Origin of the sequence: Corynebacterium efficiens YS-314 (genome assembly GCF_000011305.1) — a bacterium.
Classification (GTDB): domain Bacteria; phylum Actinomycetota; class Actinomycetes; order Mycobacteriales; family Mycobacteriaceae; genus Corynebacterium; species Corynebacterium efficiens.
On record NC_004369.1, the window covers coordinates 1016067 to 1034321 of the forward strand.

An 18255-nucleotide genomic window follows, 5' to 3' on the forward strand; every position below is an offset into this window, starting at 1 on the left:
CGGGGTTTCCACCCGGGTGGCCACCCAACCGACGTAAGATAGCTCGCTGTTCCTGAAGGAGGTCCTATTGCGGTCAGTCGAACAACAGCTGGCTATGGTGACGCAGGCGGCGGTGGCACCGGAGCCGGTGCGTATCGCCATCGCCGAGGCACTCGGTCTCATGTGCGCCGAGGATGTCCAGGCGACCCGTGCGCTGCCTGGTTTCGCCCAGGCAGCGATTGATGGTTATGCAGTACGTGCCGTGGATGTCGGTGGTGAGCGGTCGCTGAGCCGGGAGGTACCGGTGGCCCCGCCGGAGAAGTCCCTCCCGGTTGTCGGTGAGGTGGCGGCGGGTTCACAACAACCCCTGCGCCTCCAACCCCGGCAGGCGGTGCGTGTCCAGACCGGTGCGCCCCTGCCCACCCTCGCCGATGCCGTCCTGCCCCTGGCCTGGAGCGACCGCGGACGCAAGCGCGTCACAGCGCAACGCCCCGTTCGCTCGGGTGAGTTTGTGCGCAAGGAGGGTGATGACATCCAACCGGGTGATGTCGCCGTCAGCGCCGGTGCGGTGCTGGGTCCCGCCCAGATCGGACTGCTCGCCGCGGTCGGGCGATCCAAGGTGCTGGTCTACCCCCGTCCCCGCATGTCGGTGATCTCCGTGGGGGCGGAGCTGGTTGACATCGATCGGCAGCCCGGTCTGGGGCAGGTCTATGACGTCAACTCCTACTCCCTCGCCGCCGCCGGTAGGGAAGCCGGCGCCGATGTCTACCGTTACGGCATCGCCGCCGGTGAACCGCGGCGCATCAAGGAGATCATCGAATCGCAGATGCTGCGCGCCGAGATCGTGGTCATCGCCGGAGCCGTGGGGGGCTCCGCCTCCGAGGACGTCCGGGAGGTGCTGCGTGAACTCGGCGAGATCGACACCGAGCGTGTGGCCATGCACCCGGGGTCGGTCCAGGGGTTCGGGCTGTTGGGGGAGAACCGTATTCCGGTGTTCCTCCTGCCCTCCAACCCTCTGGCCTCCCTGGTGATCTTCGAGACCTTCGTCCGACCCCTCATCCGACTCAGCCTGGGCAAGTCGAATGCGAACCGGCGGGTGGTGCGGGCGCGGGCGCTCAACCATGTCGCCTCCGTCGCGGGACGGAAGGGGTTCATCCGGTCCCGCCTCATGCGTGATGCGGAGACCCAGGATTATCTGGTGGAGGCGCTGGGTGGGGCCACCGGTGCGCCCTCCCACCTGCTCGCCGGACTGTCCGAGGCTAACGCCATGATCCGGATCCCCGAGGAGGTCACCGAGATCCGCCCTGGCGATGTCGTTGATGTCATCTTCCTGGCGCAGGGTCGATGAGGGGGAGGGACGGATCTTCCCATGTTGAAACCATTCGCCTCGGGTCCCAGTCGGGACCGCCCGCATCTGACCCATCCGGGATGGCGGGAATCCACCCCGCAGGTCACCCTGCCCGCCGGTGGTTCACTGCGTCTGCGTCCCCTCCGGAGGGCTGACTACCAGGCATGGTCCACGCTGCGGATCCGCGATGAGCAGCACCTCCGACCGGTGGAGCCGACCGTCCCGGGTTCCTGGCGGGATGCGCACTCGAAGATGGCGTGGTGGGACACCTCGGCCTATCTCCTCCGGGCTGCGCGCCGGGGAACGGTCCTGCCCCTGGTCATCGAGTTGGATGGTCGTTTCGTCGGGCAGCTGACCGTCGGCAACATCCAGCATGGTGGTGTGTCCGACGCGTGGATAGGGTACTGGGTCTACAGCGGGGTGACCGGCAGGGGAGTGGCCACCGCCGCCTGCGCGCTCGGCGTCGACCATGCTTTTCGACGGGTCGGTCTGCACCGGCTCACCGCCACCTACCTGCCCAGCAACCCGGCCTCGGGGCGGGTGTTGGCGCTGTCCGGTTTCCGGGAGGAGGGGTACTTCATCCGCAACCTCCACATCGACGGCCGGTGGATGGATCACCATTTTGTGGCATTGTTGGCAGATGAATACCCATCGACCGCGGTGGCGCGCCTCAGACAGGCTGGTCGTTTGAGGCCGTGAATCCGGCGTGGCGGTCGTGTTGAAACCGTCACACCCGTTAGTGTCGTAATTGTCTTGAACGTGCACCCGTCTCGGAAGGTTTGGTGCTTTAAGTGTCCAATTTCCTCTTGATCGGCCTGATCGTGGTGGTGTGGCTTGTTGTGCTCGCACCGCTGCTTCTTCGGAGCCAGAAGCCAATCCGGAAGGCCGGTGAGGCTTTCGATGACACACGTGTCATCCTCGAGGGCGGCAGCAGCGTTCCGATGCGCCGCCGTCCCCGCCTCGGTGGGGACACCGGGGAGGAGGATGACACCACCACCGACCGGGAGGACGAGGAGTACGAGCTGGAGGATTCCCCCAGTATTTTCCGCCACCGTCGCGAGGGCACCCGCGAGGACAGTGACCGGGATGACCGGGACGACCGTGATAACCGCGATGACGAGGAACGCACCGGCACCGGTTCCACCGCCCTCAGCGCCGTAGTCGCCGCGGCTGACACCGCCACCACGGTCACCGCCGGGGTGACAGAACCTGCAGTCGAGACGGACGACCAGGCGGAGGATGAGGTCGAGATCGATGTTCACGCCGAGGTGGATGTCGATGAGGAGACCCTCAACAACACCGATGTCCGTCCGGACGTTGAGGTCATCGCGGAGTGGAACGCCGAGGATCATTACGCCCTGGATGACAGCTACAACGCACCGATCGATCTCATGCACCACGAGGAACGCGTGCGCGCCATCGCTGATTACCGTGCAGCCCGGGAAGCCGGTGCCACTGGCGGGGATCATGCCGAGGACACGACGCGGTCGCACAGCCCGGAGGAGGACAATGGGGAGCTGACCCAGGCCGACATGGAGTTCGCCGCCCGTCGTCGTGGACGTGGTTACTATGATCCCCAGGCAGACCGGGAATTCGCCCACAACCAGCACATCCGCCGTCAGCGCACCCTCCTGGGGCTGGGGGTCGCGGTGGTCGTGACCGTCATCCTGGGGTTCGTCCTCGGCGGTGGTGTCTGGGCACTACCGGCGGTCGCCGTGGCGATGACCGCGCTGTACCTGGTGGCACTGCGTCGTCAGGTCCGTGCCGAGAATGAGCTGCGTGCCCGCAGGATCCGACGCCTCCGACGGTCCCGCATGGGTGTGCGCAGTTCCGGGGAACTGCCACCGCGTCTGCGTCGTCCCGGTGCCGTCGTTCTCGAGCTTGATGATGAGAGCCCTGATTTCGAGGGCCTGGACACCACCTACCTGCCCGTCGAGGACCATGACGATGGTTATGGGACCGACCGCATCCGTCGCGTCAGCTGAACCGCCCGGGCTGAACCTCCCGCGTCACATAAATCGCTAGACCGTTTCTGCTTCCGGGGTAGAGTGGCCGTCTATGGTCACAGCTCCATCCCGAGGCACACAGATCTTTGCCTTCATAGCCGTCCTCGTGGCGGCTTTCAATCTTCGTACCGCCATCGTGTCCGTCGGGGCCGTCCTCGATGACATCATCGTCGCCTTCGACGCGACCGAGACGCAGGCGGGCATCATCACCGCCATCCCGGGACTGACCTTCGCCATCTTCGGTGTGGCTGCCGTGCCCCTGGCCCGTTGGATCGGTCTGTCCGGGGCTATGACAACGGGCATGGTCATCGGGTTGATCGGCCTGGCGGTCCGGCCGTGGGTGGGGGATATCTGGAGCTTCATCTTCCTCACCGGTCTGGTGGTGATCGGCATCGCCGTCGCCAATGTCCTGCTGCCTGCCTGGGTCAAGACGCATGGCGGGAGGAACACCGTCGCGCTGATGACGGTGTACACCTCCGTGCTCGGGGTGGGGTCCACGGTGGGCCCACTGTCGGCCCTGGTGTTCGCCGGGGAGGACGGGTGGCGTTGGGCGATCTTCATCTGGGCGTTCGCCGGCCTGGCGCAGGTGCTGATCTGGTTGCCGATGTGGGCCGTCAAACGGCATGACTTCCCCGCGGAGACCGTGACCACGGGCACCCGGGGCCGGATCTGGACATCACCCACCGCGGTGTTCATCATGCTGTTCTTCGGCCTGCAGTCCATGAACGCCTACATCCAGATGGGATGGCTGCCCAAGATCCTCATCGACAGCGGTGTCAGCTCCGGCAACGCGACCATCGGCCTGGCGATCCTCGGTGTGCTGGGGATCATCGGAGGTTTCATCATGCCGGTGACCATTGCCCGGACCCGGGACCATCACCTGGCGCGCATCCCCGTATTCCTCGCCGCCTGCATGCTCACCGGTTATCTGGGCATCTGGTTCCTGCCCACCCAGGCATGGTGGCTGTGGTGTTTCTTCCTGGGCGTGGGGGCACTGTGCTTCCCCATGGCCATCGCCCTGATCCCCGCCCGCACGCGAGACCCCCGTGTCACCGCCAGTCTGTCCGGTTTCGCCCAACCGGTCGGCTACCTGCTCGCCGCGCTGGGGCCCCTCGTGGTCGGGGCATTGTTCGGTGTGTTCGGCTCCTGGCCACCCATCCTTGCGATCCTGGCCGCCGGCACCGTCGTCCTCGGGGCGGTGGGCTACCGTGCCGCCCGGAACCGCATGGTCGACGATGAGCTGGATGCCCCCGCGGTGGCGGGGCAGGACGCATCACCGTCCGGATCAACTGTGTCCGGTGGCTGAGGTAACCTGTCAAACATGGATAAACCGGTCGTGAGGGATGCAGCCCTGCTGCTATTTCGCGTTGTGCTCGGCATCATCTTCGTGGCACACGGGTGGGAGAAACTGTTCATCAGTGGCACCACGGCCACCACCGGCCAATTCTCGGCCTGGGGGGTGCCACAGCCGACACTGTCGGTGTGGATCGCGGCGGTCGCGGAGCTGCTCGGCGGTGCCTTCCTCGTGGTGGGTCTGCTGACCACCTTCGTGGCCGGTGCCCTGGCGTTGCTCATGCTCGCCGCGGTGTACTTCGTGCACCTGGACGCCGGTTTCTTCGTCAGCACCAATGGATTGGAATTCCCCCTGCTCATCATCGTCTCGCTGATGATGATCGTGGTCTTCGGTTCCGGCCGGGCGAGTATTGATGGGGTTCTCACACGTGGTTGATTGTCATGGGATCCAGGCCGCCCTGTCCGCGCGGTTGGATGGTGAACCCACCGGGATAGATGATGCGGTGATCGACACCCACCTCGCCCACTGTGAGGCCTGCCGTACCTTCTACGACCGGGCCGCGGCCCTCAACAGGACGTTGAGCCTGTCGGCGGTGGAACCCCGCACCATGGTGCCCCCGGATCTGTCGGAGATCATCCTCGCGGAGGTGGAACCCCAGTGGCGGCGCCGGGCGAACACGCGGGTCATCGCCAACACCGTATTGCGGTTGGTGCTGGTGGTACTGGCGGTGGTGTATACCGTGTGGGCGGGAACGATGCTGGGGGACACGGCGTCGATAAGCATCCAGGACGACCCGTTGACCGCTCGCCTGGCCGCCGAGGCCGCCACCTTCCGCCTGGGGTTGGCCGTGGGTCTGTTCTTCGCGGCGTGGAAACCGTCGATCATCACGGGCATGCTGCCGATCTTCGGCGCGCTGTGGACGTTCAGTCTCGGGTTCGCGGCGCGGGATCTGCTCGTCGACACCGCAGATTCCACCACCGCCACCACCATAGTGTTGCTGCTGGTGTCAGCGGTGGTGCTCGGCTTGACCTGGCTCAATCATCTGGGGGCCGGTGTGCTGCGCCGGACCTGGAGTTCTATCAGCGCGACCCCATCCTGACTAGTGTGGGTGCCATGAGTTTTGCTGAACACGCGATCATCTGGCATGTCTACCCCCTCGGCGCCACGGGTGCGCCCATCTTCCCGGGCGAGCCCCAGCAACTGACCCAGCCACCAACCCACCGTCTGCCCGTTCTCGAACAGTGGCTGGACTACGTGGTGGAACTCGGGTGCAACGCGGTGCTGCTCGGTCCGGTGTTCGCCTCTGACACCCACGGATACGACACCCTGGATTTCTTCACCATCGACCCCCGCCTGGGTGATGAGGCCGACCTGGTGGCGTTCATCGACGCCGCCCGCGCGCGCGGGATCGGGGTGCTTCTCGACGGGGTGTTCAACCACGTCTCCCGCAACTCCGGGTACACACACCTGACCACCGGTGGGGCCTTCGAAGGCCATGACGCACTGGTCGAACTGGATCACACCCGTGAAGAGGTGGCGGATCTGGTGGTGGAGGTGATGACCTACTGGCTGGACCGGGGGATTGCGGGCTGGCGCCTGGATGCGGTGTACGCGATCGATCCGTCGTTCTGGCGCAGCGTCCTGCCCCGGGTGCGGACAACCCACCCCGACGCCTGGATCCTCGGCGAGATGATCCACGGTGACTATGCCGCGTACGTCGCCGAATCCGGCATCGACTCGGTCACCCAGTATGAACTGTGGAAGGCGATCTGGAGCAGCCTGAAGGAGGGGAACTTCTTCGAATTGGAATGGACCCTGCGCCGCCACAATGATGTTCTGGAGCATTTCGTCCCCCAGACCTTCGTGGGCAACCATGATGTCACCAGGATCGCCACCCAGGTCGGGCCGGAGAAGGCCGCCCTGGCGGCGGCCGTCCTGTTCACCGTCGGTGGCACCCCGAGCATCTACTACGGCGATGAGCAGGCCGTGACCGGGGTGAAGGAGGAACGCTTCGGCGGCGATGACCAGATCCGCCCGCCACTGCCGGAGGAGTACTCACCCCTGGGCGGGTGGATGCGTCAGATCTACCACGATCTCATCGCGTTCCGCCGCACCAACCCCTGGCTGCACGCCGCACGCACCGAGGTCGAGGACCTGGCCAACACCCAGATCACCTACCGCTCCCATGAGGTTGATGCCCGTGGCGTGGACACCGGCAACTGGGTGCGGGTGAAGCTCGACAGCGTCCGCTGCAGCATGGAGATCACCGATAACGCCGGCCGGCGCTACAGCCACCCCGCCTGAGAAGGGGCAGCTCGGCCTAACGCCAGCTCGGCAGCCACATCAGGGAATCGAAGACGGAATCCGGGATGAGGTAGCCGTACAGGATCGGTGAGAACGCCAGGAACATGGTGACCACCAGTGCCACATACCCGACCACCGCCATGGAACCGGTGGTCAACCCGTTTTTCAGCATGGTGCCACGCTGCCAGAGCTCGCCACAGGTCAGCGCCAGCATCACCACGATGAACGGGGCGAGGGCGGCGGCGTAGAAGAAGTACATCTGTCGGTCGTAGGCGGCTAGCCAGGGCAGGAAACCTGCGGCGAAGGCCACCAGCGGGACGATGTAGGCGCGCTGTTTACGGATGATCAGGGACCACAGGGCCCAGAAGATCACCGGAACCGTCAGCCACCAGATGGCGGGGGTGCCGAAGAGGTAGATCATGCGTCGGCAGGTATCACCCACCGCACACTCGATGTCGGTGGAGGAATAGTAGAGGATCGGTCGTCCCGCTACCAGCCAGGACCACGGCTTGGAATCCCATGGGTGGCTGTGTCCCGCGGAGCTGGTCAGGGAGCCGTGGAACTCCAGCACACTGAAGTGGTAGTGCAACCAGCCGGCGACAGAATCCGGAAGCAGGCTGAGGAAGGAACTGCCCTCGATGGTGCCGTCGGAGTTGGCATGCCGGTAGACGGAGGTTTCCGAGGCGAACCATGCCCGCCAGCTCCAGATGTAGAGCAGGGCCGGCAGCAGTACCAGGGAGGCCAGGGCCGGAAGTACGTCGTTGCGCAGGGTGCCCACGATATAGCGCCGCGCCCCGTAGCGTTTGCGCAGCCACAGATCGAGGAACACACTGGCCAGGCCGAAGAAGGCGATGTAGTACAACCCGGACCACTTCACCGACAGGGCCAGGCCGAGGAGGACACCGGTGGTGAAACGCCACCAGCGGAAACCGAACCGGGGACCGAATTCACTGGCGGTGACAGCGGCGGTGTGCAACCGGTGGTGCATCTGCTGGTGGTCGCGGACCAGGGTCCACGCGGCGGCGGTGATGAAGAAGACCTGGAAGATGTCCAGCATGCCGAAACGGGCGGACACCAGCAGCACCCCGTCGGCGGTGGCGATGATACCGGCGATGAAGGTCACCACCGTGGATCCGCTGAGACGACGGGTCAGGGCCATGACGGTCAGTACGGTCAGCGTGCCGAAGAGGGCAGCCATGACCCGCCAGCCCAGAGGTGTATACCCGAAGACCATCTCTCCCAGGGCGATGATCTGTTTGGCCAGGGGAGGGTGCACCACCAGTCCGAACCCGGGGTTGGATTCGATGCCACCGAGGACGGGGTTGAACCAGGACTCGACCATGTCCCACGCCTGAGGGACGTAGTGTTTCTCGTCGAAGACCGGGGTGCCGGAGGATGTTGCATTGGTCAGCCCGATGAACCGGGTCAGGGTGGCGAACACCGCGATGAGGGCCCACGTCCAGGTGTCCTGGGGGGTCCATCGAAACGTCGGTGGGGCGGGGGCACGGGTACCGGCGAACATACCCTGGTCCCGCACCTGGTTACGAACTGGCAGGGCTTGGCTCACCCCGTTGATTCTAGGGTCTGGGAACATTTTTGTGGGAAGCTGGGGGAATGGATGTCGCTGAACTAACCCTGCCCACCGGAATCATCATCGCCGCCACCCCGCTCGGCAACATCGGGGATGCCTCCCCGCGTCTGGTTCATGCCCTGGCCAACGCCACCGTCATCGCGGCGGAGGACACCCGCCGGACCCGGGCCCTGGCGGCCGCACTCGGGGTGGAGATCACGGGGCAGGTGGTGTCCAACTTCGACCACAATGAGGAATCACGGGTGGCGCGTCTCCTCACTGCCGCCCGCACGGGCAGCGTGGTGATCGTCAGCGATGCCGGCATGCCGGTGGTCTCCGATCCGGGGTTCGCGCTCGTCGATGCCGCCCATGATGCCGGTATCCCGGTCACGTGTTTCCCCGGGCCCTCCGCCGTGCCCACGGCGCTCGCGCTGTCGGGTCTGCATGTCGGACGGTTCGCCTTCGATGGTTTCGCGCCCCGCAAACACGGTGCCCGGATGACCTGGCTGGAGAGCCTGCGCACCGAACAGCGGGCGGTGTGTTTCTTCGAATCACCGCACCGCATCGCGGACACCCTGGCCGCCGCGGCGGAGGTGTTGGGGGACCGGCGTGCAGCGGTGTGCCGGGAATTGTCCAAAACCTACGAGGAGGTCCGGAGGGGCACCCTGCCGGAACTGGCGGAGTGGGCCACCGACGGGGTGCGCGGTGAGATCACCGTGGTCATCGAGGGCGCGGGGGATGTCAGTGTCGATGTGGACTCCCTGGTCGCCCTCGCCCAGGCGCGTGTCGACGCCGGTGAACGACTCAAGGCGGTGTGCGCCGACCTGGCGCGGGTCCACGGGGTGAGCAAGAACGAGCTTTACGACGCCGTCATCACCGCCCGCGATCAGTAATCGTTATACCTTTGTGATCAGGCTGGTCGGAAAGCCCCACTAGGCTGGGTTTCATCCACATCTCGGGGATGTAAAGCCGGGTCAGGCAGAGCCCACTAACAGTAAGCATTCAGTGGAACCGGATTTGCTTCCCAGTTGAGTCCACATAAAGGTGGTTTCCATGACTACACCCGATCCATATTCACACCAACCCCCGGTGGATGATGAAGCCGAGGAGCTGACTGCCACGGAGGAACTGGCTGGTCTGCTTGAAAGTTCACGTACCGCGGAGGTTGATACGGCTGACTCCCCGGCTGGGTTTCCTCCGGAGAGTGAGAAGCAGGATTTCTCTCTCAACTGGGGGGTGATCATTCCTGCCCTCGTCGTGGTGCTCATTGCTGTGGCCTGGGGCATCGGTCTGCCGGACAGCTTCTCCTCCTTCGCCGAGACCGCGCTGACCTTGGTGGTGGATAGCCTCGGCTGGGCCTTTGTCTTCTTCGGCACCGTTTTCGTGTTTTTCGCCATAGTCATCGCGGCTAGCAAATTTGGCCAGATCAGATTGGGTCATCAGGATGAAGCGCCGGAGTTCCGGACCGTGTCCTGGATCGCCATGATGTTCGCCGCAGGCATGGGCATCGGCCTGATGTTCTACGGCACCACTGAGCCGCTAACCTTCTACCGCAATGGTGTTCCCGCCCACCAGCCCCAGGAGGTGGGGACCGCCATGGCCTCCACCCTGTTCCACTGGACCCTGCATCCCTGGGCGATCTACGCCATCGTCGGGCTGGCCATCGCCTACTCCACCTTCCGGGTGGGGCGTAGGCAGCTGCTCAGTTCCGCCTTCGTACCACTCATCGGAGAGAAGGGTGCCACTGGCTGGTTGGGGCGTCTGATCGATATCCTCTCCATCATCGCCACCGTGTTCGGCACCGCATGCTCCCTGGGCCTGGGTGCCCTGCAGATCGGCGCCGGGCTGTCCGCCGCCGGCATCATCGAGGATCCGAGCCAGTGGACCGTGCTGGGTATCGTCTCCGTGCTGACTCTTGCCTTCATCCTGTCTGCGCTGTCCGGTGTGGGTAAGGGCATCCAGTACCTGTCCAACGGCAATATGGTCCTGGCGGCGATCCTGGCAATCTTCGTATTTGTGGTCGGTCCGACCGTGTCCATCCTCAACATGATCCCCACCTCAATCGGTGCGTACTTCTCCTCCTTCTTTGAGATGGCCAGCCGCACCGCCGTCAGCGCGGATGGCACCGCGGGCGAGTGGCTGAGCGGTTGGACGATCTTCTACTGGGCCTGGTGGATCTCCTGGTCACCCTTCGTGGGCATGTTCCTGGCACGTATCTCCCGTGGACGTACCATCCGCGAATTCATCATCGGTGTCATGCTCGTACCCGCGGGTGTGTCCACCGTGTGGTTCTCCATCTTCGGGGGTACCGCCATCACAAAGGAACAGGGTGGCGAGTCCATCTGGGGTGAAGGCGTGGCGGAGGAGCAGCTCTTCTCGCTGTTGCAGTCCCTACCCGGTGGTCAGGTCGTTTCAATTGTCGCCATGATTTTGCTGAGCACCTTCTTCATCACCTCTGCGGATTCCGCATCCACGGTCATGGGGATACTGAGCCAGCGCGGAAAATTGGACGCCAACAGGTGGGTCTCGGCCTCCTGGGGCGTGGCCACCGCCGCCATCGGCCTGACGCTGCTCCTATCGGGTGGTGACAACGCCCTGAATAATCTGCAGAACGTCACAATCGTCGCGGCTACTCCCTTCCTCTTCGTGATCATCGGCCTGATGTTCGCGATCGTGAAGGATCTGCGCAATGACATCATCTACGTCGACTACCGGGAGCAACAGAGGTTCGCGGCGCGTCTGGCACGTGAGCGCCGGATCCACGCAGAAGCCCAGCGGCGTGCCGAGTTGGCCCGGAAGAAGCGTGAGCGGCAGGCCGAGCGCATGGCACGTCGTCGTTAAGCAACACCTCGATACGGCTTAACCGCGCACCATAAATTAAGGTGGTACGCATGACCAAGAACGTGCTCGTATCTGTTGCCTGGCCTTATGCCAACGGACCCCGTCACATCGGACATGTGGCGGGGTTCGGTGTCCCCTCCGATGTCTTCGCGAGGTTCCAGCGAATGCGTGGCAACAATGTGCTCATGGTCTCCGGAACCGACGAACACGGCACCCCACTTCTGGTCCAGGCTGACAAGGAGGGGGTGAGCGTCCAGGAGCTGGCGGACAAGTACAACCGCCAGATCGTCGAGGATCTCACCGGCCTGGGCCTGTCCTATGACCTGTTCACCCGCACCACCACTTCCAACCACTACGCCGTGGTGCAGGAACTCTTCCGCGGTCTGCACGACAACGGGTACATGATCAAGGAGACCACCCTCGGTGCGATCTCCCCGTCGACAGGCCGCACCCTGCCGGACCGTTACATCGAGGGCACCTGCCCGATCTGCCACGCCGACGGCGCACGCGGCGACCAGTGTGACAACTGCGGCAACCAGCTCGACCCGGCCGACCTGATCAACCCGGTCTCCAAGATCAACGGCGAAACCCCCGAATTCGTGGAGACCGAACACTTCCTGCTCGACCTGCCCGCCCTGGCGGATTCCCTCACCGCGTGGCTGAAGGGACGCGAGGACTGGCGCCCCAATGTGCTGAAGTTCTCCCTCAACCTGCTGGAGGACATCCGGCCACGTGCGATGACCCGCGACATCGACTGGGGTATCCCCATCCCCGTCGAGGGCTGGCAGGACAACAACGCCAAGAAGCTCTACGTCTGGTTCGACGCCGTGGTGGGTTACCTCTCCGCCTCCATCGAATGGGCCTGGCGCACCGGCGACCCGGAGGCGTGGCGCACCTTCTGGAATGATCCGGAGACCTCGTCCTACTACTTCATGGGCAAGGACAACATCACCTTCCACTCCCAGATCTGGCCGGCCGAACTGCTCGGTTACGCTGGCAGGGGTTCCCGTGGGGGAGAGGTCGGGGACCTGGGTGAGCTCAACCTGCCCACCGAGGTGGTTTCCTCTGAATTCCTCACCATGTCCGGTTCCAAGTTCTCCTCCTCCAAGGGCGTGGTCATCTACGTCAAGGACTTCCTCGCCGAGTTCGGTCCCGACCCGCTGCGCTATTTCATCGCGGTGGCCGGCCCGGAGAACAACGACACCGACTTCACCTGGGACGAGTTCGTCCGCCGTGTGAACAATGAGCTGGCCAACGGCTGGGGCAACCTGGTCAACCGCACCGTGTCCATGGCCCACAAGAACTTCGGCGAGGTGCCGGTGCCCAGTGCACTGACCGATTCCGACCAGCGCATCCTGGACCTGGCGGCCTCCACCTTCGACTCGGCGGGCGCTGATCTGGAACTGTCCAAGTTCAAAAACGCCATCACCCAGATCATGCACGTGGTCGGCGAGGCCAACGCGTATATCGCCGAGCAGGAGCCGTGGAAGCTGGCCAAGGACGAGACCCAGCGTGAGCGACTGGCCACCGTGCTGTGGACCGCCCTGCAGGTGGTGTCCGACTGTAACACCATGCTCACCCCCTACCTGCCGCACACCGCGCAGAAGGTCCACGAGACCCTGGGGCGTGAGGGTATCTGGGCGGCCAGCCCCCAGATCGTCGAGGTGACCAATGAGTCCCCCCGTCAGCCCGTCGGCGTCGGGCTGCCCGACCCGGAGCACACCTACCCGGTGATCATGGGTGACTACCAGGCGCAGGCGGCGAAGTGGGAGCGCATCGACATGGTGCCCGGCACACCCCTGAACAAGCCGGCGCCGCTGGTGACCAAGCTCGACCCCGAGCTCGGCGAGACCGGCCCGGAGTGGGCACCGGTACAGAGCTAGACGACGCACGGACAGCGGGACCTTCTTCAAGGTCCCGCTTTTCCTATCCCCTTGGCACCTTTTACGGGCGGGTGCCCCCGTGTCCACCCTATGGTGTTAGGTGGAGGGCATGAACGCAACGAGAGAAGAAGCCAACCAGCTCCTGGAGGGTATCGCCGGACCAGGGGCCACCCTCCGCGATGACCAGTGGGTGGCTATTGATGCCCTGGTCAACCAGAGCAGACGCATGCTGGTGGTCCAGCGCACCGGATGGGGTAAATCCGCGGTCTACTTCATCGCCGCCAAGCTGCTGCGCGCCCGGGGAGCCGGGGCCGCGGTGATCATCTCGCCGCTGTTGGCGCTGATGCGTAACCAGGTCGCGGCGGCGGAACGCGCCGGGATCCGGGCGGCCACCCTCAACAGCGCGAATATGACCGACTGGGATCAGATCCAGGCGGAGGTGACCGCAGGCGCAGTCGATGTGCTGCTCATCTCCCCGGAACGCCTCAACAACCCCGATTTCCGGGATGCTGTCCTGCCCCGCCTGGCTGCGGAGACCGGGCTGGTGGTGGTGGATGAGGCGCACTGTATCTCCGACTGGGGTCATGATTTCCGCCCCGATTACCGTCGCATCCGTGACCTGTTGGCGGGCCTGGCACCGGGGGCGCCGGTGCTGGCAACAACCGCCACCGCCAATGACCGCGTGGTGGAGGATGTCCGGGCACAGCTCGGGGAGGATACCGGTCTGCTGCGTGGTGGACTGGACCGGGAATCACTCCACCTCGCGGTGGTGAACATCCCGGATTCCACAGCACGACCGGCGTGGCTGGCCACCCACCTCCACCAGCTCCAGGGCTCCGGCATCATCTACTGTCTGACGGTGGCTGCCGCCCATGACCTGGCTGATGCACTCACCGCGGTGGGCTGGACCGTGGCCGCCTACACCGGCCGGACCGAGGCCGGGGAACGCGAACGCCTGGAACAAGCCCTGCTCAACAATGAGATCAAGGCACTGGTGGCCACCTCCGCACTCGGCATGGGTTTTGACAAACCTGACCTCGGATTCGTGGTCCACCTGGGCGCACCCGGTTCCCCGGTGTCCTACTACCAGCAGATCGGCCGCGCCGGCCGTGGCACCGATCGCGCCGATGTCATCCTCCTGCCCGGCATCGAAGACAAGGAGATCTGGGAGTATTTCGCCTCCGTGTCCTTCCCTAAAGAACCTGTGGTCCGCCAGCTGCTCAGTGTCCTCACCGAGGAGCCGCAGTCCACCATCAGATTGGAATCCCAGGTGGATCTCTCCCGGTCGCGCCTGGAACAGGTACTCAAGGTGCTTGACGTGGACGGCGCGGTCCGTCGCGTGCGTGGTGGCTGGGTCACCACCGGGGCTGAGTGGATCTACGATGCCGAGCGCTACCGCGGTCTGGAACAGGCCCGCACAGAGGAACAGAACAGCATGCTCACCTACCAGCGCACCGACGGGTGCCGGATGCTCTATCTGCGCCGTGAACTGGATGACCACACCGCCACCGATCCCTGCGGACGTTGCGACAACTGCACCGGAAGGTACTGGCCCACCGAGACCGACAGTGCCGTCACCGCCGAGGTGGGCAGGCAGCTCAGCGCGCCGGGTATCCGGGTGCAGGCCAGGAAACAGTGGCCCACCGGCATCGCCGTGAAGGGGAAGATCAGGGGTCTCAACGAGGGCCGTGCACTGGGGCGCCTCAACGACATCGGCCGTGGCCCGGCCCTGCGGGAGTTGCTGGACTCATGCACCTTCACCGAGGATCCCTGGATGCAGCGGATCATCGCGGTGCTGGCGGACTGGGACTGGGCCACCCGCCCGGTCAATGTCGCAGCGCTGGGGCAGGTGGATGAGAAAAGGACCGCCCTGACTCAGCAGGTGGCGGAAGCCATCGCCCGGGTGGGGCGGATGAACTACGCCGGGGTGCTCCCGGTGGCGCCGGGGGCGGTGGAGGTGACTGCGCAGAACTCCGCCTACCGGGTGGCGGCACTGCTGGATCACTGGGATTACTCCCAGGGTCTGAACCTGGTGGACGGTCCGGTGCTCCTGGTTACCGATCTCATCGACACCGGATGGTCGGTGACCGTGGCTGGAAGCGGCATCGCGGAACGCTCCGGGCAGGACGTCCTGCCGTTCGCGCTGGCTAGTCGGGGATAAAGACCAGGGGGCGCACCGGGAAACTGACCCCACCCACCGGAACGGGGAAGGCGCAGACGATGGTGGCACCGGTGGCGGGTACCTCCTCCAGCCGGGTGAGGTTCTCGATCTGCCAGTGGTCATGGTGCAGCCACCAGCTCTGGGCCTCAAGGGTGGGGTCGGTGTCGGGGAGATCATGGCCGATCGCTGTGACACCACGGTCATGGAGGTACTCCAGGGCCGGAATGCTCCACCCGGGAGCCGTGCCCTCGGCACCCCAGGACCATCCGGTATGCAGGGCCACGAAGCACCCTGCGGGAATCGGGCCGTGGGTGGCCTCGGACTCACGCAGATGATCCGGGGTCAGAAGACCTGGTTGCTCAAACCGCACCGTATATAGAGGAAGAGTCAACTCATCCACTGCGATCTCATCCAGGGTGCGTCCCGTTAGATCAAAGTGCGCCGGCGCGTCAATGTGGGTTCCCCAGGGCCCCACGAGGTGGTAGCGGTGCATGAGGAACCCATCATCAGCAATGGTGGTCAACGTCTCCGTGATCTGGTCCGGATCACCGGGATACCGGGGCTGACCTGGTCGGAACGGGTGGGAGAGATCAATGACCTTCATGGCACTAGAATATAAGCCCTATGTCTAAGAAGAAGCCCCGTCCCATTCCGGTTCCGGCCCAGTTCATCCCCGGACTCATCGATGCCCACACCCACCTGACCTCGTGCAGGGATGATATCGCCACGCTGGTGGCACGAGCAGGGGAGGCGGGCGTCGACAAGCTCTGCACCGTCGGTGACGGCCTCAAGGAGGCCGGGCTCGCACTCGACGCGGCCCGGCAGTTCGACAATGTGTGGGCGGCCTGTGCCATCCACCCGACCAAGGCCGGGCAGCTGGATGAGGTCGCACGGCAGAAGTTGACCGAGATGGTTGCCGATCCGGCCTGCGTGGCGGTGGGGGAGACCGGCCTGGACACCTACTGGATCACCCACGACCCGGAGAACACCGCGGATCTGGAGACCCAGGAGGAGGCGCTGCGCTGGCACATCGACCTGTCGGTGTCCGCGGGCAAGACCCTGATGCTCCACAACCGGGAGGCGGATGCGGACCTCATGCGGGTGCTGGCGGATGCACCGGCCGCCCCGAACACCATCCTGCACTGTTTCTCCTCACCCCTGGAGATGGCCCGGGAGGCACTCGATCGGGGATATGTGTTGAGTTTCGCCGGGAATGTCACCTTCAAGCGCAATGAGGAGCTGCGCGAGGCGGCGCGTCTGGCACCGCTGGAGCAGATCCTCATCGAGACGGATGCGCCGTACATGACCCCGGAGCCGTTCCGGGGGAGCAGGAACGAGCCTTCGCTGATCGGTCACACCGCCCTGTGTCTCGCCGAGGTGCGTGGCATGGCGGTCGAGGAGCTCGCCGAGGTACTGGGGGCCAACTTCGACCGGGTTTATGGGCTCACGACGCAGCCATAACCAGACTAGTGACATAGCCCACATCGGCGGTGAAGGTCGTGGTCATCTGTGAATAGTGGGACAGTTGCGTAGAAGGTTGCATGTCATCGGGGTTAAGTTCTGGACTCTCAGGGGCCGTTATCGTATTGTGACTAAGTGTTCATCACCCCGAGAGCGAAGAAGTAGAGCATTCACATGGCGATTCATCAGAAATCCCGGATCAACCAACTCAACGGCACCCGGTCCGTGCCCTTGCGTCTGGCCACTGGCGGTATGCTCGCCACCCTGCTCATCGGTGGGGTCACCGTAGCCACCGCCAAGAAGGATGTCATCATCGATGTCAATGGCGAGCAGATCGCGCTGACCACCCTCTCGGGGACCGTCGAGGGTGCCCTGGAGCAGGCCGGCGTGGAGCTGGGCGCGCAGGATTTCGTCTCCCCGGCACCTGATTCCTCCCTGACCAGTGAGTCGGTGGTCACCGTGCGCACCGCCAAGCAGGTCGCGCTCGTGGTCGACGGCCGGGAGGAAACCCTCACCACCACCGCCGTCAGCGTCGAGGACCTCCTCGGCGAGCTGGACGAGATCAGCCCAGCCGATGCCATCGACGCCGATCCGGACACCACCATCCCGGACTCCGGTCTTCAACTGAAGGTGACCAAGCCGAAGATCATCTCCATCAACGACGGTGGCCGCGTGGTGTACACCTCCATCGCCGCCGATACGGTCGGGGAGGTGCTGGAACGTCGCGGCATCACCATCGATGAGGATGACCGCCTCAACCTGGACGCCAACCACCGGATCACCACCAACACCGAGATCATCATCGACCGTGTGGAGACCTCCGAGGTCACCGAGACCGTCGACATCGCAGCACCCGTGACCTATGTGGATGACCCGGAGGCTGACAAGGGCACCGAGACCGTGGTCACCGAGGGGACCCCGGGAGCCAAGGAGATCACCCGCCAGATCGTCACCGTCAACGGTGTCGAGGCAGAGAACACCGTCCTGCGTGAGGTCGAGCTCACCGCCGCGACCCCCACCACCATCAAGCGTGGTACCAAGGCGGCCCCCGCTACAGTCAGCAGCTCAACATCCGGTTCCGCAGCCCCGTCCGTGGCCGGTGGTTCCGTGTGGGATGCGCTGGCACAGTGTGAATCCAACGGCAACTGGTCTATCAACACCGGCAATGGTTTCTCCGGTGGTCTGCAGTTCCACCCCCAGACCTGGCAGGCCTACGGTGGCGGCCAGTATGCACCCACCGCAGCCGGTGCCTCCCGCGAGCAGCAGATCGCCATCGCCCAGAAGGTCCAGGCGGCCCAGGGTTGGGGAGCCTGGCCGGCCTGCACCGCCAAGCTGGGGATCCGCTAACACCCGGGGGAAGCATATACGGGGGAAGTCCGTAGGGGAAGTCCGCACGGGATACCCGGGC

The 18255-nt window shown here is 64.7% G+C and carries 15 protein-coding genes; 13 read left to right on the top strand and 2 right to left on the bottom strand.

Annotated features, from left to right (window positions below; translation table 11 throughout):
- Positions 1-67: 67 nt before the first annotated feature.
- The 7 genes from glp (at position 68) to CE_RS04935 (ending at position 6931) form a co-directional block, all read left to right on the top strand.
- Entirely contained in the window at positions 68-1327 is a 1260-nt protein-coding gene (gene glp, locus CE_RS04905) for a molybdotransferase-like divisome protein Glp (protein WP_011075216.1), read from the top strand.
- A 21-nt stretch (positions 1328-1348) separates the two neighbouring features.
- Positions 1349-2026 carry a GNAT family N-acetyltransferase gene (locus tag CE_RS04910; protein WP_011075217.1) on the top strand — a complete coding sequence of 226 codons (678 nt, stop codon included), beginning with the start codon at positions 1349-1351 and terminating at the stop codon, positions 2024-2026.
- Positions 2027-2118: 92 nt separating this feature from the next.
- Positions 2119-3312 (top strand): divisome protein SepX/GlpR, encoded by a 1194-nt coding sequence (gene glpR / locus CE_RS04915; protein WP_006770076.1) that lies wholly within the window; start codon positions 2119-2121, stop codon positions 3310-3312.
- Between the two features lie 73 nt (positions 3313-3385).
- On the top strand, positions 3386-4639 hold the full coding sequence (locus CE_RS04920) for a CynX/NimT family MFS transporter (RefSeq protein ID WP_006770075.1): 1254 nt from the start codon (positions 3386-3388) through the stop codon (positions 4637-4639).
- A 15-nt stretch (positions 4640-4654) separates the two neighbouring features.
- Complete coding sequence (locus tag CE_RS04925) at positions 4655-5062, top strand: DoxX family protein (RefSeq protein WP_006770074.1); 408 nt, start codon at positions 4655-4657, stop codon at positions 5060-5062.
- Positions 5055-5726 (top strand): zf-HC2 domain-containing protein, encoded by a 672-nt coding sequence (locus tag CE_RS04930; RefSeq protein WP_035109949.1) that lies wholly within the window; start codon positions 5055-5057, stop codon positions 5724-5726. Before CE_RS04925 ends, CE_RS04930 begins: the two co-directional genes overlap by 8 nt.
- 14 nt (positions 5727-5740) lie before the next feature.
- The gene (locus tag CE_RS04935; RefSeq protein ID WP_006770072.1) at positions 5741-6931 is read left to right on the top strand and encodes an alpha-amylase family protein; all 1191 of its coding nucleotides are present in this window, start codon (positions 5741-5743) and stop codon (positions 6929-6931) included.
- A gap of 16 nt (positions 6932-6947) precedes the next feature.
- On the opposite strand, the gene CE_RS04940 is transcribed toward CE_RS04935, so the two are convergent.
- On the bottom strand, positions 6948-8498 hold the full coding sequence (locus CE_RS04940; RefSeq protein ID WP_143758422.1) for a dolichyl-phosphate-mannose--protein mannosyltransferase: 1551 nt from the start codon (positions 8496-8498) through the stop codon (positions 6948-6950).
- Between the two features lie 47 nt (positions 8499-8545).
- Here CE_RS04940 and rsmI point away from each other — a divergent pair, with 47 nt between their 5' ends.
- The 4 genes from rsmI (at position 8546) to CE_RS04960 (ending at position 15386) form a co-directional block, all read left to right on the top strand.
- On the top strand, positions 8546-9394 hold the full coding sequence (gene rsmI / locus CE_RS04945) for a 16S rRNA (cytidine(1402)-2'-O)-methyltransferase (RefSeq protein WP_006770070.1): 849 nt from the start codon (positions 8546-8548) through the stop codon (positions 9392-9394).
- Positions 9395-9554: 160 nt separating this feature from the next.
- On the top strand, positions 9555-11342 hold the full coding sequence (locus tag CE_RS04950) for a BCCT family transporter (RefSeq protein WP_035109893.1): 1788 nt from the start codon (positions 9555-9557) through the stop codon (positions 11340-11342).
- Between the two features lie 50 nt (positions 11343-11392).
- Entirely contained in the window at positions 11393-13225 is a 1833-nt protein-coding gene (gene metG, locus CE_RS04955) for a methionine--tRNA ligase (RefSeq protein ID WP_006770068.1), read from the top strand.
- 109 nt (positions 13226-13334) lie between these two features.
- The gene (locus tag CE_RS04960; RefSeq protein WP_006770067.1) at positions 13335-15386 is read left to right on the top strand and encodes a RecQ family ATP-dependent DNA helicase; all 2052 of its coding nucleotides are present in this window, start codon (positions 13335-13337) and stop codon (positions 15384-15386) included.
- On the opposite strand, the gene CE_RS04965 is transcribed toward CE_RS04960, so the two are convergent.
- Positions 15373-15990: a cyclase family protein gene (locus CE_RS04965; protein ID WP_006770066.1), complete on the bottom strand. Its 618-nt coding sequence runs from the start codon at positions 15988-15990 to the stop codon at positions 15373-15375. The genes CE_RS04960 and CE_RS04965 overlap by 14 nt on opposite strands.
- 20 nt (positions 15991-16010) lie before the next feature.
- Between CE_RS04965 and CE_RS04970 the strand changes: the two genes are divergently transcribed.
- Positions 16011-16847 carry a TatD family hydrolase gene (locus CE_RS04970; RefSeq protein ID WP_006770065.1) on the top strand — a complete coding sequence of 279 codons (837 nt, stop codon included), beginning with the start codon at positions 16011-16013 and terminating at the stop codon, positions 16845-16847.
- Between the two features lie 174 nt (positions 16848-17021).
- A complete protein-coding gene (locus tag CE_RS04975) occupies positions 17022-18194 on the top strand; it encodes a resuscitation-promoting factor (RefSeq protein WP_006770064.1) in 1173 nt (390 codons plus the stop codon).
- Positions 18195-18255 lie beyond the last annotated feature (61 nt).

Bases quoted from the DNA above. Each gene is read 5' to 3' on its own strand.
- CE_RS04910 (WP_011075217.1), top strand. From the start codon at position 1,349: ATGTTGAAACCATTCGCCTCGGGTCCCAGTCGGGACCGCCCGCATCTG.
- CE_RS04920 (WP_006770075.1), top strand. From the start codon at position 3,386: ATGGTCACAGCTCCATCCCGAGGCACACAGATCTTTGCCTTCATAGCC.
- CE_RS04925 (WP_006770074.1), top strand. From the start codon at position 4,655: ATGGATAAACCGGTCGTGAGGGATGCAGCCCTGCTGCTATTTCGCGTT.
- CE_RS04935 (WP_006770072.1), top strand. From the start codon at position 5,741: ATGAGTTTTGCTGAACACGCGATCATCTGGCATGTCTACCCCCTCGGC.
- rsmI (WP_006770070.1), top strand. From the start codon at position 8,546: ATGGATGTCGCTGAACTAACCCTGCCCACCGGAATCATCATCGCCGCC.
- CE_RS04950 (WP_035109893.1), top strand. From the start codon at position 9,555: ATGACTACACCCGATCCATATTCACACCAACCCCCGGTGGATGATGAA.
- metG (WP_006770068.1), top strand. From the start codon at position 11,393: ATGACCAAGAACGTGCTCGTATCTGTTGCCTGGCCTTATGCCAACGGA.
- CE_RS04960 (WP_006770067.1), top strand. From the start codon at position 13,335: ATGAACGCAACGAGAGAAGAAGCCAACCAGCTCCTGGAGGGTATCGCC.
- CE_RS04965 (WP_006770066.1), bottom strand. From the start codon at position 15,990: ATGAAGGTCATTGATCTCTCCCACCCGTTCCGACCAGGTCAGCCCCGG.
- CE_RS04970 (WP_006770065.1), top strand. From the start codon at position 16,011: ATGTCTAAGAAGAAGCCCCGTCCCATTCCGGTTCCGGCCCAGTTCATC.
- CE_RS04975 (WP_006770064.1), top strand. From the start codon at position 17,022: ATGGCGATTCATCAGAAATCCCGGATCAACCAACTCAACGGCACCCGG.